Origin of the sequence: Mycobacterium sp. IS-1264 (assembly GCF_001954195.1) — a bacterium.
GTDB lineage: Bacteria > Actinomycetota > Actinomycetes > Mycobacteriales > Mycobacteriaceae > Mycobacterium.
Map to the genome: position 1 here is coordinate 101,113 of NZ_MBES01000064.1, position 15,717 is coordinate 116,829.

Below are 15,717 nucleotides of genomic sequence, written 5' to 3' on the forward strand. Positions count from 1 at the left end.
GAAACTATCCGGGCTGTCGACGGCGTGCATCGATGAGCAGATCGAGCGAAACGAGCCGGTGTGCGCGGTCGAACAAAGCACGTTCAGCCAAGCGCGCGCAGATGAGCGCCGCCAGCGCCGTAGCGGCGAGCAGCATATACATCACCACAATTTGGTAGCGGATCGCGGTCAGCGGATCGACTCCCGCCAGGATGAGTCCCGTCATCGCGCCCGGAAGGCTAATCAAGCCAACGACTTTGGTGGAGTCGATCGCGGGTATCAGCGCGGTGCGCAGGGCGGATCGTTGGTGCGGCAAGAACGCTTCGCGGGCGGACTGGCCGAGGCACAGCCGCGCTTCAATCGCCGGACGCGCAGCCTGGGCTTCCTCGTGTAGCCGCCGCAACGCAATTCCGGCGGCCAGCATGGCGCCCGAGACGATCATGCCGCCAACCGGAACGATTACCCGCGGCTGGGCGGTGATCACGCGACCCACCAGCAAGGCGACGAGCGTCAGGGCGGTGCCGGTAGCGATGCCGACGGTCGCCGCAATCCGGGCCCGGGGCACGCCCCTGCCGCGACGGCCCGCCACCTGCCCCGCGATCAGCACCATGACGAGCACCCAGCCCGCGGCGCCGGGTAGCCCGGCCCACCGAAACAGGGCAAGCAGAATCGCCCCGGCAGCGATCAACTGCAGCCCGGCGCGAGCAGCCGCAACGACGATGTCGCGGGTCAGACCAAGCCGCTCTCGGTACGCCACTGCGGCAGCCACCGCGACCAGCGTCAGCGAAGCGGCAACCCCGCCCCAGCCCGGCACGGCCAGCCCGGGTGTTGTCATCGTGGCGAAGTGTGGTCGCTGTCGCCGGTACCGCGACCCGCGGTCAGGCGCCCGCGATCGAATTCAAATATTCGGCCAGCGACATCACCGACGAGAGCCGCGTCATGACTAGCGAGTACCACAGTGCCCCCAGCATTTACATGATCACGCACCAGCGTGGCAATGACCGCAGCAGATGGCCCGTCCAGCGCCGAGGTCGGCTCGTCGAGCAACAACACCTCCGGTTCGACGGCCAGCGACCGGGCGAGACATAGCCGCTGCGCCTCGCCACCGGAAAGTCCGGACGTTGGACGTGTTACGAACTTTTCGCCCAGGCCGACCCGCACCAGCAGCCCGGTCACTCGACCTTCAGGAAGGTCTGGGCGTCCGACTCGAACCTCATCGAGCACGGCCTCGGTGAGCAGCACGGGTGGCTGCGCAACGAGGCCTACGCGCCGACGCAACGCGAGCACATCTAGCTCGATGAGTGGTACCCCGTCAAGCAAGACTCGTCCGGCGGTCGGATCGATGAGCCGGTTGAGCAACCGCAGCAGCGTGGTCTTTCCCGATCCACTGGCACCGCGTACTGCACTGCAACGACCACCGGGAAAATGCGCGCTGACCTGCCGCAGCACGGTCGCCTTGTCGCGAACGACGCTGACCCGCTCAAGCACGAAACTATCCACCGCTATCAGGATGCATTACCACCGACAGCCCCTCCACGGTTGCGTTGTAGCCCGCCACCAACCGCCTTCCGGCGCGCGATGACGGAAACCTGGTCGTCGCCGGACGTGCTCAGTAGAGGTAGATATCGACGAGCAGCGCGCCGAGTCCCGCCAGCGTGGCCACGCCCGCGAGTCGCCGTGCCGCGTCTGTGCGTAGTGGCCCGAATCCGAGCAGTAGCGCGGCGACCGCGACGGTGAACACGCCTGACCCGGTGTCTTGCCAGCTGATCGGAAACACCGGAATCGGTGCGTCGTGGAAGAACTGCCCGGCGTGGGTACTGTGCAGGATCGCATTCCAGGCGACCGGTCCCAACAGGGCGCTCACGGCCGCGCACACCAGTACTGATACGCGACGCTCCCGCCCGACGAGAGCAAGCAGAATTGCCGCGGCGACGGCCGACAGCGCAGCCCCGTAGCCGATCACGGCCCACGACAACATCCGAATTCCGTCCTCGGTCAGCTCGACGGTTCGACCGGTTTCGCGGTCAGCATCCGAATCATGACGACTGCAAGTTGGTGGCGTCCAGCGCCGGACGCAGCGCCTTGGCCAGGGTGACAGCGTCGTCCACGGCCCAGTAGTGCATGTAGAACAGGCGGGGCTGCTCGGTCAGCCCGTGGTTATGCAACTCCACGATCTGGATATTGCCGGCGCGCAACGCCTGGATGACCTTCTGCACCTCGGGGGCGGTCAGGATGAAATCGCCGTTGATCGCTGCGCGACCGCCGCCAACAGGCTGAAAATTGATCACGGTCGTTAGGTTCAACGAGACTGCGGGCAGCACGTGCCCGTCCTCGACGATTGTGTCCTTGCGGGGGATGCTGTACTTCAACAGCCCGCCATCTTGGGTTCCCTTGCGGCCCAAGGCCTGTTGCACCTCGCCAACGTCGATGTCGACCGGGGGTTGCTGTGCCGGCGGCGGGGTCGGCGCACCGATCGCTGTGGCGTCCAGCGCCGCCTTGAGCCCCTGGGCCAGTTGGGTGGCATCACCCATGCCGTGAACGTGGGTCCACCACACCGGCGGGTCTTGCTGCAGCAGATGTTTGTGTAGCCCGGTCTGGGCCATGCCATGCGCCTGCAGCGCATCGGTGACCTTGGGCAACTCTTCCTCGGTGATCACTAGATCGCCCATCAGCAGCGTCTCGTTGTTGTCGTATCGGGCGAATGCCGCGTATCCGCCCAACGACAGCGCCGGTTTGATGTCCACACCGTAGGACGTGATGTGAAGATCGTTGCGCGGCAAGTTGATGCGATACGCGGTGTTATTGTCGCCGAGCTTGCCGCTACGTCCCAGCGCGTCGGCCACCGGCTTCCAATCGGCATCGCTGGTGGTCACTGCCGAACGAGGATTGCCCGCTTGGCCGTTGCCGCTACCCCCGCCACCCTTGGAGCCCGAACAACCCGCCAGCACCACCGCCGCGGCGGCGGCACTCGCGATGATCCGCACAGCATGCTTGGTGCCCGCCATGCCCACGGTCTATCGCTTCTTCATGAAGTCACGATGAAGGCCGCCCGCACATCCTCATCGTGGCTTCATCAACGCCGACTACACCTGTTTCACCCGCATAAAGGTGATGATGGATTCGGGCTCGACGCCGAACCCGGGAAGGCTGGTGGCGACGGTGCGTGTGCTGGTCGTCGAAGACGAGCCCAAGATGGCCGACTTGCTGCGCCGCGGCCTGGCCGAAGACGGCTACGCCGTCGACATCTTCGCCGACGGCTCCACGGGCTACGAGGCCGCCATGGTTTACGACTACGACGCGGTGGTGCTGGACGTGATGCTGCCGGGGATGTCCGGCTTCGATATCTGCCGCAAATGGCGCGACCGGCAGAACTGGGTACCGGTGCTGATGCTCACCGCCCGCGGCGCTGTCGCCGATCGTGTCGCCGGACTCGACGGCGGCGCCGACGACTACCTCACCAAGCCCTTTCACCTCGATGAACTCTTCGCCCGGCTCCGGTCGCTTATCCGCCGCGGGCCAACTCCACGACCCAGCGTGTTGTCCGTCGGACCGCTAAGGGCCGATCCCGCCAGTCGCCGATGCTGGCGCGGCGACCTCGAAATCGGCCTGACCACTAAGGAATTCGGGTTGCTCGAACTACTCATGCGTCGACCCGGCACAGTGCTAACCCGCGAGCTGCTGGTGGAACACTGCTGGGACTTCGCGTATGAATCACGTTCGAATGTGGTCGACGTCCACATCCGCGCACTGCGCGACAAGATCGACCGGCCGTTCGGGGTGTGCTCTATCGAAACCGTGCGCGGCATCGGCTACAGGATGCGTACCGACGGCGGTGCACCGGACGAAACGGGCAAATGATGCGGCGCTGGCCGATCCGGATCAGGCTCGCCGCCGCCTTCACTGCTGTGATGGCGATGGTCTTGCTGGCCGTCGGGGCTCTCACTGTCGCCCACACCAAAGAATCGCTCGACGCGGCGATCACCGAGTCCCTGTTCTATCGGCTGGCCAACCTGCGGCCGGTGGCGGTCGCGACCGATCCAACGCTGGCCGGCGGTGACCCCGACACCGCCCAGCAGGTCATTGCCCCTGATGGTCAGGTGTTGGCCGCAACCCCGAATCTCGTCGGGCAGACGGCTCTGTCACCTGCCGAAATGGTCACTGCTCGACGCGGGCAGCTGATTGCGGATCACCCCCGGCTTGGCAACCTCGAGGGCCCGGTGCGGGTGGCGGCTGGCCCGGTGCCCGGCGGACGCGTGGTGGTGGCGGCGCAGAGCCTGGCAGATCGCGACGCCGCCGTGGCCGACTTGCGCAACGAACTGGCCACCGGTTTCCCAATCGTTTTATTGGCCGCGGCCTTGGGCGCGTATCTGTTGGCCGCCGCCGCCCTACGACCGGTCGAGCGTATGCGCGCCCGCGCCGCCGGGCTCAGCGCCGCCGACACACACGCGCGTCTACCCGTCCCGCCGGCCCATGACGAAATCCGCCATCTGGGAACAACCTTCAACGAACTCCTGCAACGGCTGCAAGAAGCGCTGGAACGGGAACGTCGGTTCGTCAGCGATGCGGGCCACGAACTTCGCACGCCCCTTAGCCTGTTGACCACCGAACTCGAACTCGCGCTACGGCGCCCACGAAGCAACCCCGAACTGGTCGCCGCAATCCGTTCAGCGCTGAACGAGACCACCCGGCTGTCCCGCCTCGCGCGCGATCTGCTCACCGTCGCAGACACCGGCAGCTCGGCCGAGCCACCGGCCATCGAGCTTCACAGCCATCTGCAAGTGATCGGCGAGCGCTACCGACACAGCCGCGGGGACGAACTCGAGATCGATTGCGCCGTAGGCCAATACGTTCGAGTCGAGCCGAACGACCTGGATCGGATCATCAGCAACCTTATCGACAACGCCACCCAACACGGTGCCCCGCCGATCACCATCCACGTCCAGCGGGCCACCGCCGACGAGGTCGAGATCCAAGTCGGCGACCACGGCGCCGGATTTGCACCCGACTTCCTCCCACACGCCTTCGACCGGTTCACTCGCGCCGACACCGCGCGTACCACAGGCGGCACCGGCCTCGGTCTGGCTATCGTCGACACCCTCACGCAACGCAACCACGGCACTCTCACCGCCCGCAATCGTCCCGCTGGTGGCGCCGAAATCACCATCCGGCTTGCCGCCGCGTCCACCACCGACCCGGATAGCGACTGATCCGTCGCGATTGTGCGCCTGCGCCCCCGTAAGCAAGACTGGCCGCGGGGGTTTTGCCGCCAAGGAGGTGGTCTCTGTGACGATGACCGATTCAGTCAATACCACTAACGACGAAGCCGCCCAGCTCTGGGTGGAGTCTTACCAGGGCGAAGTATTGGGCGAGGCGTACTTTGCCGGGATGGCGGAGCGCAACACCGACCCGGCCCTGCGCGAGAAGATCGACCTGTTGAGGTGCCTCGAGCGCTCCACCAAGGAGCTGCTGGAGCCCGTGATCGCGCGTTTGGGCATCCCCGCGGAGCCGGACAAGGCCGTGCTCGACGCCGCGGGCAGCGTCACCGAAGTCGAGTACCTGCCCATGCTGCAGAGCTTTGTCGGGGCGGCCGCGGAATACCTGGGTCGGTACACGCGGCTCCGCACGTTGGTCGAGGGTTCGGACGCGCCGATCGTCGATCAGCTCATCGCGCACGAACTCGCGTTCGAGTTGTTCGCTCGCCGCGAGCTGGCCGGAGAGACCGACACCTCGACCGAGCCCATCCGTGCGCTCAGCCACGTGACCTGCTGACCGCGGGCTGGTCGTCAGTGGTGCCAGGGGCAGAGGTCGTTGATTGCGATCCCGACGATCTGGTTCGCCCCGTCCGGACCCAGCCCCGGATTGTCCCGCAGGAAATAGCTCGCCGTCTCCTGCGGTGTGAGGCCTCGGTCCATCAGCCCACACATATCCAGGGCCTGGTCCAATCCCACGGTTCTGCCCCCGGCGTCCCGGTAACCGGCCGCGGCGACGTCTGCCTCGAACGCACGCAGAGCGCAGTCCGGCGCCGGTCCGGGCCCCACGATGCATCCCGGTGGCGGATCGGCGTTCGCGTCAGGGACGGCGGCCACAGCCGCGAAGGCCACGAAGATCGCGCCGGCAGACCGGATGATGCCCGCACTCTTTGCCATACCCACGGCGAAAACAGTAGACGTAGTCCGGTGAAATCGCCTGGCAATTCGTAAAAGTCACCCGCCGGCTACCGGCCGTTGATCACGGCGTTCCCGAACACATGAAGGGAAACCCGCACCATGGCTTCTGCGTCGCTTCGGGCGGCGGCGGGTCGGTTCCCTCCCAAACTCCGGGGGTGACGTTTCCGTGGCCCCAGACGACGCCGTACCACGTGTGGCATTGAGTCTTGTCCCAGTTGACATTTGGCGGGCAGCCGCGGCCGGTTTGAGGGTGAAGGCCACCCTTTTCATCTCCCGGGCAGCATTTGTACGGCCCGGATGCGCCGGGCGGCACTGGCCCGTCTCCCGGGATGACCGGCTGGGCGTGTGCGATACCTAGGCCGAGTCCGGTTCCGGTAAGCGCGAGAACTCCCGACATCAGCGCCCCGGCAACGAATTTCTTTGCGGTTCGGTTGTATGACATTTCCTCAGCTAACCGGGTGTGGGCCGCTACCGATCCCAATATCCGGACTTCGCTCGACTAACGTCGGCCCGGTGGCGCACCTACTCGGGGCCGAGGCCGTACACCTCGAATATCCGACTCAGGTGGTCTTCGATTCGATCACGCTGGGTGTCAACGACGGCGCGCGCATCGGCATCGTGGGGCGAAACGGCGACGGCAAGTCCAGCCTGCTGGCCCTGCTGACCGGCCAGCTGCCGCCCGATTCCGGCCGGGTCACCCGGCGCAGCGGGTTGCGGGTCAGCGCGCTGAGCCAGGCGGACACGCTCGACGCGGATCGCACCGTGGGCTGGACGCTGGTCGGCGAGCGGGCCGATCACCAGTGGGCCGGTGACCCGCGGGCCCGCGACGTGGTCGGCGGCCTGGTCTCCGACATCGCCTGGGACGCGCAGATCGCCACGCTCAGCGGCGGCCAGCGACGTCGGGTGCAGCTCGCCAGGCTGCTGATCGGCGAATGGGACGTGATCGCCCTCGACGAGCCCACCAACCACCTCGACATCGAGGGCATCACCTGGCTGGCCGACCACCTGAAACAGCGCTGGGCGCGCAACACCGGCGGCCTGCTGCTGGTGACGCACGATCGCTGGTTTCTCGACGAGGTCGCCACCACCACGTGGGAGGTGCACGACGGGATCGTCGAGCCATTCGAAGGCGGGTACGCGGCGTATGTGCTGCAGCGCGTCGAGCGCGACCGGCTGGCCGCCGTGGCCGAAGCCAAACGGCAGAACCTGATGCGCAAGGAGCTGGCCTGGCTGCGGCGGGGGGCGCCGGCGCGAACGTCGAAGCCGAAGTTCCGGATCGAGGCCGCCAACCAGCTGATCGCCGACGTGCCGCCCCTGCGCAACCGGGTCGAGTTGGCCAAGCTGGCGACCGCGCGGCTCGGGAAGGACGTCGTCGATCTGCTCGACGTGTCGGTCTCGTTTGGCGGCCGGCCCGTGCTGCGCGACGTCGAATGGCGAATTGCCCCGGGTGAACGCACCGGCATCGTCGGCGCCAACGGCGCCGGGAAGTCGACCCTGCTGGGGCTGATCGCGGGCACGGTTCAGCCGGACACCGGGCGCGTCAAGCGCGGCAAGAGCGTCAAACTCGCCGTCCTCGACCAACGGGGTGAGGAGCTGGCCGCGCTCGCGGGCGACCGTATCGCCGACGTGTTGGGCGAGCTGCGCGGCGGCTATCAGGTCGACGGCCGCGACGTCAGCCCCGCCCAGCTGCTGGAGCGACTCGGATTCGGCCGGGGTCAGCTGTCCGCGCGCGTCGGCGACCTGTCCGGCGGCCAGCGACGCCGGCTGCAGCTCATGCTCACCCTGTTGTCCGAGCCGAACGTGTTGCTCCTCGACGAGCCGACCAACGACGTGGACACCGAAATGCTGACCGCCACCGAGGATTTGCTCGACTCGTGGGCGGGCACCCTGATCGTCGTCTCGCACGACCGGTATCTGCTCGAGCGTGTGACCGACCAGCAGTACGCGATTCTCGACGGCCGGTTGCGGCACCTGCCCGGCGGCATCGACGAATATCTGCGGCTGGCAACCCATTCCGCGACCACCACGCCCACTGCAGAGCCGCCGGGGCCCAAGCCGGGCGCTCAGCGTCGCGCCACCGAAAAGGAATTGGCCGCGGCGGACCGCCAGCTGGCTCGCCTCGCCGAGCGAATCGCGGCAAAACACGCCGAACTTGCCGAGCATGACCAGTCCGACCATGTCGCGCTGACTCGACTGACCGAAGAGTTGCGCGAACTCGAAAAAGAGGTGGCGGCAACGGAAGCGCGCTGGCTCGAGCTATCGGAGGTGCTGGAATGAATGGTTACCGGCCGGTGCCTTACCTGCCCGGCGAGGCGTTGCTCGCGCTGTATCGGCGTCGCGGCGCGGTGATCAACTCTGGTATCGGCCGGCACGGCTACACCTACCTCCTGGGACCCGAGGCGAACAAGTTCGTCTTCGCCAACGCCGACGCGTTCAGCTGGCGCGAAACCTTCGAGAACCTGGCGCTCGTCGACGGGCCCACGGCGTTGATCGTCAGCGACGGGGACGACCACCGGCGTCGGCGCAGTGTGGTGGCGCCGGGCCTGCGGCACCGGCAGATCCAGGACTACGTGCAGACCATGGTGTCCACTATCGACACCGTCATCGACGGCTGGCGGCCCGGGCAACGGCTGGACATCTATCGGCAGTGCCGCTCGGCGGTCCGGCGTAGCACCGCAGAAAGCCTGTTCGGCTCGCGGATCGCGACGCACTCCGACTTCCTCGGGGAGCAACTCCAACCCCTGCTGGACCTGACTCATCAACTGCCGCAGGTGGTGGCGCTACAACGCCGGCTCAACTTGCGGGGATGGCGACGGGCGACGGCCGCGCGCTCGCGCCTGCACGACTTCGTCGACGCCCAAATCGCCTGCGCCCGCGCCGGTCCCAGGCCCGACGACCACATGCTGACCATGCTGATCAACGGTCGCGGCGACGAGGGTTACGCCTTGAGTAACAACGAAATTCGCGACGAGATCGTTTCGCTCATTACCGCGGGCTACGAAACGACCAGCGGCGCGCTCGCCTGGGCGATCTACACGCTGCTGACCCTGCCCGGCGCGTGGGAGAGCGCCGCCGACGAAGTGACCCGCGTGCTTGGTGGCCGGCCGCCGGCCGCCGCCGATTTGAATGCGCTCACCTATCTCAACGGCGTTGTGCACGAGACGCTTCGGCTCTACTCACCCGGGGTGATCTCCGCCCGGCGGGTGATGCGCGACCTCCGGTTCGGCGGGCACCGCATCCGCGCCGGACGGTTGTTGATCTTCAGCGCGTACGTGACGCACCGGCTTCCCGAGATCTGGCCGGACCCAACCGAATTCCGGCCGGCCCGTTGGGATCCCGGCGCGCCCGGTTACCGCAAGCCGGCACCGCACGAGTTCATCCCGTTCAGCGGCGGCTTGCACCGCTGCATCGGGGCGGCGATGGCGACCACCGAGATGACGGTCATGCTGGCCCGGCTGGTCGCCAGGACCCGGCTGCGGCTACCCGCTCAGCGGATTCGCGCGGCCAACCTCGCCGCGTTGGCACCCAAGCCGGGCCTGACCGTCGACGTCGTCGACTCAGTGCCAGCGCAATAGCACCATTTCCGAGGAGAATCCGGGGCCCATCGCAAGCAACAGCACGTGGCTGCCGCTCGGTGGCGGCTTGGCGATCGTGTCGCGCAGGATGTGCAGTACCGAGGCCGACGACAGGTTGCCGATTTCGCCGAGCGAACGCCACGTCAGCTCGAGCGCCTCGGGCGGCAGCTCCACACTCTTGGCGATCGCGTCGATTACCTTCGGTCCACCGGGGTGGGCCACCCACGCACCGATGTCGTCCTTGGTCAGGCCGCGTGAGGCGAGGAAGGTGTTGACGTCGCCGGCCAGGTGGCGCTCGATGAGGGTCGGCAGCTCGGGTGACAGCATGAGCTGCAGGCCGGCGGAATCGACGTTCCAGCCCATGATCTGCAGCGAATCCGGGTACAGGCGGCTGTGCGAATCGAGGATGTCGGGGCCACTCGCCGTCATTTGCTCGGCGCGACGATCGCCGACGGCGACCACGGCCGCCGCGCCGTCGCCGAACATCGCGGTGGCGACCAGACCCGACACGGTCGGCTTGACCGCCGGGAAGCTCAGCGAGCAGAGCTCGACCGACACCAGGACCGCGACGCCGTCGGGCGCGCCGCGCAGGTAGTCGTGCAGCCGACCCAGCCCCGCCGCGCCGGCCGCGCAACCCAGGCCGAACATCGGCACCCGGCGCACGTCGGGGCGCAGGCCGAGGCGTCCGACGATCCGGGCATCCAATGACGGCACCAGAACGCCGGTCACGGTCGTGGTGGCGATCATGTCGATGTCGTGCGGTTGCAGGCCCGCCTCGTCGAGTGCGCCCAGCAGCGCCTCGCAACCCAGCTCCACCGCGTTCTCGATGAAGACCTCGTTCGCCTCGCCGAAGTCGGTCAGCGACGGATATTTCTCCAGGGGCAGAACCAGGTGGCGGCTGTTCACCCGCGCGCCCGCGTGCAGGCGCCGGACGATCCCCTCGTGTTCCTTCAATACGGGGAGCTCGACGAATTGGTCGGTAATTTCGCTTTGGCGGTACCGATGTGGCGGCAAGGCACCGAACACTCCTGCGATGACGCTCATGCCCTACCCTCTGCTCAAATGGGATTTCCCCGGTTCCCAAAGTTTAGCCGTCACGTGTCGGGCGGCAAAGCCAGTGCTATTCAACATCTGTCAAATAGTTGCCCGGGGGCCGTCGCGTAATCGATTCTGCCAGCGCAGCTTTCGTCAAGCAATGCCATCGTCGTCATCTTGTTTGAGCGCCATCGCGATCAACGCATCGGGACTTAAAGAGTCGATAACGTCGTCACTGACGGTGGAATCGGGAACAGCCTTTTCCGATTGGCCGGCGAGCAGTAAAAGCTTGTCGAGCAATCCTGTTCGGCGCAGTTCCTGGAGTGGAATCTTTCGCAGCGTCGACCAAATCTTCTCGTCGTCCGATTCATGATCGCCGTGCAGAAGTTGTTGAAGGTAAGCGGCCAATGCCGCTGGGGTCGGATAGTCGAAGATCAACGTGCGCGACAATGCCAACCCGGTTTCGGTCGTGAGACGGTTGCGCAGTTCGACCCCGGTCATCGACTCGAACCCGAGGTCTTCGAAGGCGCGCTCGGCGTCGATGTCATGGCCGCCGGGATGCCCCAACACCGCGGCGGCGTGCGAGCACACCAACTCCTGCAGCCGGCGGTGCTGCTCGGCCGGAGGCAGCGCCCGCAGCTGCTCGGCCAGGCCCGCCCAGCGGCTCGCGATCGGCGCCCCCGCGGCCGCGCCCAGCCAATACCGGTGGCGGGCGAATCCGTATGTCGGCAAGTCCACTCGACGGGCCGGGGTGCCGGTCAACACCGACGGCCAATCCACCTCCACACCTGCGGTGAACACGCGCCCGGCAGCGCTGAGCAGCGAATCGATTTCGGGACGGTCGTCGGCCAACGTCACCACCGCCCTGCCCCGCTCGCTCGTCAACGATTGCTCGACCGCGGCCGTGAGGCCCGCCCCGGGACCCGCCTCCACAAACACGTCGGCCCCGAGCGACTCGGCTGCCCTTACGCTGTCGACGAAACGGACTGGTCGCCGCACATGCTCGACCCAGTACTGCGGCGACCCATAGCCGTCGCCGGCCAGCTGCCCAGTCACGTTGGATACCAATCCCATTCGCGGCTGACCCACCGACACGTCCGCCACCACCCGGCCGAATTCGTCGAGGATGGGGTCCATCAACGGCGAATGAAACGCATGCGAGACCGCCAGCCGATGCACGCGACGGCCCTGCTGCGCGAACCGATCCGCGATGGCGGCCACCGAACCCTGTTCGCCCGAAATCACCACCGCCGTCGGCCCGTTGACCGCCGCGATACTCACGCCGTCGCGCAGCAGCGCGGCCGCCTCGTCTTCCCCGGCGGCGACCGCGACCATCGCCCCACCGGCCGGCAACCCCGCCATCAACCGGCCCCGGGCCGCGACCACCTTTGCCGCATCTCCCAGCGACAACACGCCCGCCACGTACGCCGCGGTGATCTCACCCACCGAATGACCCATCACCACGTCGGGCACGACACCCCACGCTTGCCACAAGGCCGCCAACGCGACCTCGAGGGCGAACAACGCCGGCTGCGCGAACTCGGTGCTTTCCAGGAGCGCCGCATCGTCGCCCCACATCACGCGCTTGAGTGGCAGCCGCAGCTGCCCGTCCAACGCCCGCACGGATTCGTCAAAGGCGTTGGCGAACACCGGGAAACGCTCATACAGCGCGGCGCCCATCCCCAACCGCTGCGAGCCCTGGCCCGGAAACACCAGCGCCGTCTTGCCCGCCCCCTCGGCACGCCCCACCACGACGTCCGGGCCCGGCCGCCCGGCGGCCAATCCCGTCAACCCCGCGACGAACTGCCCGCGATCGCCACCGACCAGAACCGCGCGGTGCTCGAAGACCGACCGGGTCGTCGCCAACGACCACGCCACGTCGGCCACACCTACATGTTCATCCGTGCGCACATGTTCGGCCAGCCGCCCGGCCTGATTCCCCAGCGCTTCGGCCGACCGAGCCGACAGCACCCACGCGACCTCGGGGTCATCACGCTCGGCCACAAGGCTTTCCGGCGCCGCGGGAGCCTCCTCGACGATCACGTGCGCGTTCGTTCCGCCCATTCCGAACGACGACACTCCGGCCCGCTTCGGCCCGTTCCGCAGCGGCCAGGGTGTCAGCTCGGTATGGACGTGCAGCCCGAGGCTTTTCGGGTCGATTCCGGGCGCCGGTCTGGTGTAGTTGAGACTTGCCGGGATCATGGCGTTTTCGAGGGCCAGCACGGCCTTCAGGAGGCCGGCGATTCCCGCGGCGCTTCCGGTGTGGCCGATGTTGGTCTTGACCGATCCCACGCCGACCGGACGGTCCCGGCGCTCGGCGAAGATGTCACCCAACGCCCTCGCCTCGACCGGGTCACCGATTTCGGTTCCGGTGCCGTGGGCTTCGATGTAGTCGATGTCGTCACTGTCGAGGCCCGCGCTGCATAGCGCGCGCCGGATGACGTCGGCTTGTGCGGAAACCGACGGCACAGTCTGGCCGGGAGAGCTGTGTCCGGAATTGCCCACGGCACTTCCCCGGATGATGGCGTGGATGCGGTTTCCGTCCGCCAGCGCCGCGGGCAGCGGCTTCAGCAGCACCAGGGCACCGCCTTCGCTGCGCACGTAGCCGTCCGCGCGTTCGTCGAAAGCATACGTGTGGCCCGACGGTGACAGCGCGCCGAATTCCGTTTCCAGCAGCGCCGTTTCGTCGGCCAGATTGAGGTGGATCCCGCCGGCGATCGCGACCGGCGATTCGCCGGTGCGCAGGCTTTCGCATGCCAGGTGCACCGCGACCAGCGAGGACGATTGGCCGGAGTCAACGGTCATGCTGGAGCCCTGCAACCCGAAGGCGTAGGAGATTCTGTTGGCGATCATCCCCCTGCTGATCCCGGCGAACGAATGATGATCGAGATTGTCCAGGTTGTTCGGGGTGTCGTGGAGCGTAAGGACGGCGTAGTCGTCGGTCATCGCTCCGACGTAAATCGAAACCCGCTCGCCGCGCAGCGTTTCCGGCACCACGAAGGCGTCCTCGAATAATTCCCATGCCAATTCGAGCGCCAATCGCTGCCTGGGATCCATCGCGCGGGCCTCGCGTGGCGACAGGTTGAAGAAGTCCGCGTCGAACTCGGCGACGTCGCCCGGCAACTGGGTGGCTTCCCGGCCATCGCGAACGAGGCGCCAGAAATCGCGTGGCCCGGCGGCGGAGGGGAACCTGCATGCCAGGCCGATGATCGCCACATCCGTCATCGGGGGCCGACGTCCTCGTCGAGGATGGCGAAGAGCTCGCTGTCGGTCGCGGTCGCGATGTCATCGCCGTCGTCGATGTGAGTTTGGCTGGGGGCCGGGGCGGTCAGACCGGTCAGAATGGCTTGGATGCGGGCGGAGAACTGGGCTTTCTCATCCGGGCTCCAGTCGGGTTGGTCGACCAGCGTTTGGAGCTCGCGGGCGATGTCGTTGAAACGAGCCAACCGGTCGGGCGCACTCCCGGTGATCGTCGCAAAGCTTAGCTGCTCGTCGACGTGTTCGGCCAAGGCCGCCGGGGTCGGGTGGTCGAAGATCAGGGCGGGCGAAAGGGTCAGTCCGGTAGCGGTTTTGAGCCGGTTGCGCAGTTCGACGGCGGTCAGCGAGTCGAATCCGAGGTCTTGGAACGGCAGCTGGGCGTCGATGTCCGCGCTGGGGCGGCCCAAAACGGTTGCGGCGTTGGTGGACACCAATTCCACCAGCTGCAGGTGACGCTGTTCGGCGCTGAGCCCCTGCAGCCGGGCGGCCAGCCCCGACGTCGACACGGCAGTGTCGGTATCGATGACGAGCCGGCGCCCCGGACGAGCGGCCAGCTCACGAAGCAGCGGCGGCACTGCGCCGCTTGCGCCCAGCCCGGCCGCGTCGATGCGGGCGGCGACCAGCACGGGGCGCTCGGCCAGCATCGCTTCGTCGAAGAGTTGCAGGGCGTGTTCGGTGGACAGCGGCGCGAGCCCGGCTCGGGTCATGCGGGCCTTGTCGCGCTCGCCCAGGTGCCGGGTCATGCCGCTGGCCTGCTCCCACAACCCCCACGCCACCGACAACCCCGCCAACCCCTGCGCACGCCGGTAGGCGGCCAGGCCGTCGAGGAAACTGTTGGCCGCCGCGTAATTGCCCTGCCCCGGGGCGCCCACGATGCCGGCCATCGACGAAAACATCACAAACGCCGACACATCCAAGCCTTGGGTCAGCTCGTGCAAGTTCCAGGCCCCATCCACCTTGGCCCGCAACACCGCATCCACCCGATCCGGCGTCAACGAACCGATCAACCCGTCATCGAGCAGGCCCGCGGCATGAAACACCCCCCGGAGCGGGTATTGCGGCGGCAGCCCCGCGATCAACGCCGCGACCGCATCACGATCGGCCACATCGCAGGCCACCACCGACACCCGCGCCCCGGCCCCTTCTAGCCGCGACACCACCTCCGCGGCACCCTCGGCATCCGAGCCCCGGCGACTTACCAGCACCACATGCGCCACCCCATAACGCGTCGCCAGATGCTCCGCCAGCGCCGAACCCGCCATCCCGGTCCCCCCGGTGACCACCACACTGCCCCCGGCCAGGCCACCGCCCGAGCCCGCCAGTACCGCGTTACCGGGCCCGTCGGGCAGCGTCAACACGACCTTGCCGACGTGGCGGGCCTGGCTGATGAAGCGATACGCCGTGGCGGCGGATCGCACGTCAAAGGTCTTGACCGGCAAGGGCTTCAACGTGTCCGCCGCGAAGAGCCCCATCAGCTCGGCCAGCATCGCCGCGATGTGGTCCGGGCCGGCCTCCATCAGATCGAACGCCCGGTAGTGCACACCGCGGTGGTCGGCCGCTACGAGTTGGGGGTCGCGCAGGTCGGTCTTGCCCATCTCGATGAAACGCCCACCATCGGACAGCAACCGCAGCGACGCGTCGATGAACTCACCGGCCAGCGAGTTGAGCACCACATCCACCCCGGCGCCGCCGGTGGCGGCAAG

General features: G+C 67.3%; 13 protein-coding genes. 5 read left to right on the forward strand and 8 right to left on the reverse strand.

Going from position 1 to position 15,717, the window contains the following annotated elements; all coding sequences use genetic code 11:
• Window positions 1–4 precede the first annotated feature (4 nt).
• The 4 genes from fetB to A5744_RS14790 all read right to left on the reverse strand — a co-directional run bounded on the left by fetB (window position 5) and on the right by A5744_RS14790 (window position 2,984).
• The gene (gene fetB, locus A5744_RS14775; RefSeq protein WP_076062202.1) at window positions 5–814 is read right to left on the reverse strand and encodes an iron export ABC transporter permease subunit FetB; all 810 of its coding nucleotides are present in this window, start codon (window positions 812–814) and stop codon (window positions 5–7) included.
• The gene (locus A5744_RS14780; protein WP_076062204.1) at window positions 811–1,485 is read right to left on the reverse strand and encodes an ATP-binding cassette domain-containing protein; all 675 of its coding nucleotides are present in this window, start codon (window positions 1,483–1,485) and stop codon (window positions 811–813) included. Before A5744_RS14780 ends, fetB begins: the two co-directional genes overlap by 4 nt.
• A gap of 103 nt (window positions 1,486–1,588) precedes the next feature.
• Entirely contained in the window at window positions 1,589–1,957 is a 369-nt protein-coding gene (locus A5744_RS14785) for a hypothetical protein (RefSeq protein WP_076062206.1), read from the reverse strand.
• A 58-nt stretch (window positions 1,958–2,015) separates the two neighbouring features.
• Window positions 2,016–2,984: a DUF1259 domain-containing protein gene (locus A5744_RS14790; RefSeq protein WP_076062207.1), complete on the reverse strand. Its 969-nt coding sequence runs from the start codon at window positions 2,982–2,984 to the stop codon at window positions 2,016–2,018.
• 109 nt (window positions 2,985–3,093) lie between these two features.
• Between A5744_RS14790 and A5744_RS14795 the strand changes: the two genes are divergently transcribed.
• The 3 genes from A5744_RS14795 to A5744_RS14805 all read left to right on the forward strand — a co-directional run bounded on the left by A5744_RS14795 (window position 3,094) and on the right by A5744_RS14805 (window position 5,748).
• Window positions 3,094–3,837: a response regulator transcription factor gene (locus A5744_RS14795; protein WP_076062238.1), complete on the forward strand. Its 744-nt coding sequence runs from the start codon at window positions 3,094–3,096 to the stop codon at window positions 3,835–3,837.
• The gene (locus tag A5744_RS25230; RefSeq protein WP_170874500.1) at window positions 3,837–5,186 is read left to right on the forward strand and encodes an ATP-binding protein; all 1,350 of its coding nucleotides are present in this window, start codon (window positions 3,837–3,839) and stop codon (window positions 5,184–5,186) included. The genes A5744_RS14795 and A5744_RS25230 overlap by 1 nt, the downstream gene beginning before the upstream one ends.
• Before the next feature lie 82 nt (window positions 5,187–5,268).
• Complete coding sequence (locus tag A5744_RS14805) at window positions 5,269–5,748, forward strand: hypothetical protein (protein ID WP_076062211.1); 480 nt, start codon at window positions 5,269–5,271, stop codon at window positions 5,746–5,748.
• 14 nt (window positions 5,749–5,762) lie between these two features.
• On the opposite strand, the gene A5744_RS14810 is transcribed toward A5744_RS14805, so the two are convergent.
• Window positions 5,763–6,125 carry a DUF732 domain-containing protein gene (locus A5744_RS14810; protein ID WP_076062212.1) on the reverse strand — a complete coding sequence of 121 codons (363 nt, stop codon included), beginning with the start codon at window positions 6,123–6,125 and terminating at the stop codon, window positions 5,763–5,765.
• 534 nt (window positions 6,126–6,659) lie between these two features.
• On the opposite strand from A5744_RS14810, the gene A5744_RS14820 reads away from it, so the two are divergent.
• Together A5744_RS14820 and A5744_RS14825 are read left to right on the forward strand one after the other, a co-directional pair.
• Window positions 6,660–8,423 carry an ABC-F family ATP-binding cassette domain-containing protein gene (locus tag A5744_RS14820; protein WP_076062215.1) on the forward strand — a complete coding sequence of 588 codons (1,764 nt, stop codon included), beginning with the start codon at window positions 6,660–6,662 and terminating at the stop codon, window positions 8,421–8,423.
• 14 nt (window positions 8,424–8,437) lie between these two features.
• Window positions 8,438–9,721, forward strand: a complete 1,284-nt coding sequence (locus A5744_RS14825) for a cytochrome P450 (protein ID WP_139331357.1) — start codon at window positions 8,438–8,440, stop codon at window positions 9,719–9,721.
• On the opposite strand, the gene A5744_RS14830 is transcribed toward A5744_RS14825, so the two are convergent.
• The 3 genes from A5744_RS14830 to A5744_RS14840 all read right to left on the reverse strand — a co-directional run.
• Window positions 9,704–10,765 carry a 3-oxoacyl-[acyl-carrier-protein] synthase III C-terminal domain-containing protein gene (locus tag A5744_RS14830; RefSeq protein WP_076062219.1) on the reverse strand — a complete coding sequence of 354 codons (1,062 nt, stop codon included), beginning with the start codon at window positions 10,763–10,765 and terminating at the stop codon, window positions 9,704–9,706. The genes A5744_RS14825 and A5744_RS14830 overlap by 18 nt on opposite strands.
• A gap of 144 nt (window positions 10,766–10,909) precedes the next feature.
• Window positions 10,910–13,981, reverse strand: a complete 3,072-nt coding sequence (locus A5744_RS14835; RefSeq protein ID WP_076062220.1) for a type I polyketide synthase — start codon at window positions 13,979–13,981, stop codon at window positions 10,910–10,912.
• On the reverse strand, window positions 13,978–15,717 hold a 1,740-nt coding region (locus tag A5744_RS14840; RefSeq protein ID WP_139331356.1), incomplete at its 5' end, for an SDR family NAD(P)-dependent oxidoreductase. The genes A5744_RS14835 and A5744_RS14840, both read right to left, overlap by 4 nt.

Bases quoted from the DNA above. Each gene is read 5' to 3' on its own strand.
- fetB (WP_076062202.1), bottom strand. From the start codon at position 814: ATGACAACACCCGGGCTGGCCGTGCCGGGCTGGGGCGGGGTTGCCGCT.
- A5744_RS14785 (WP_076062206.1), bottom strand. From the start codon at position 1,957: ATGTTGTCGTGGGCCGTGATCGGCTACGGGGCTGCGCTGTCGGCCGTC.
- A5744_RS14830 (WP_076062219.1), bottom strand. From the start codon at position 10,765: ATGAGCGTCATCGCAGGAGTGTTCGGTGCCTTGCCGCCACATCGGTAC.
- A5744_RS14810 (WP_076062212.1), bottom strand. From the start codon at position 6,125: ATGGCAAAGAGTGCGGGCATCATCCGGTCTGCCGGCGCGATCTTCGTG.
- A5744_RS25230 (WP_170874500.1), top strand. From the start codon at position 3,837: ATGCGGCGCTGGCCGATCCGGATCAGGCTCGCCGCCGCCTTCACTGCT.
- A5744_RS14790 (WP_076062207.1), bottom strand. From the start codon at position 2,984: ATGGCGGGCACCAAGCATGCTGTGCGGATCATCGCGAGTGCCGCCGCC.
- A5744_RS14795 (WP_076062238.1), top strand. From the start codon at position 3,094: ATGGATTCGGGCTCGACGCCGAACCCGGGAAGGCTGGTGGCGACGGTG.
- A5744_RS14835 (WP_076062220.1), bottom strand. From the start codon at position 13,981: ATGACGGATGTGGCGATCATCGGCCTGGCATGCAGGTTCCCCTCCGCC.
- A5744_RS14805 (WP_076062211.1), top strand. From the start codon at position 5,269: ATGACCGATTCAGTCAATACCACTAACGACGAAGCCGCCCAGCTCTGG.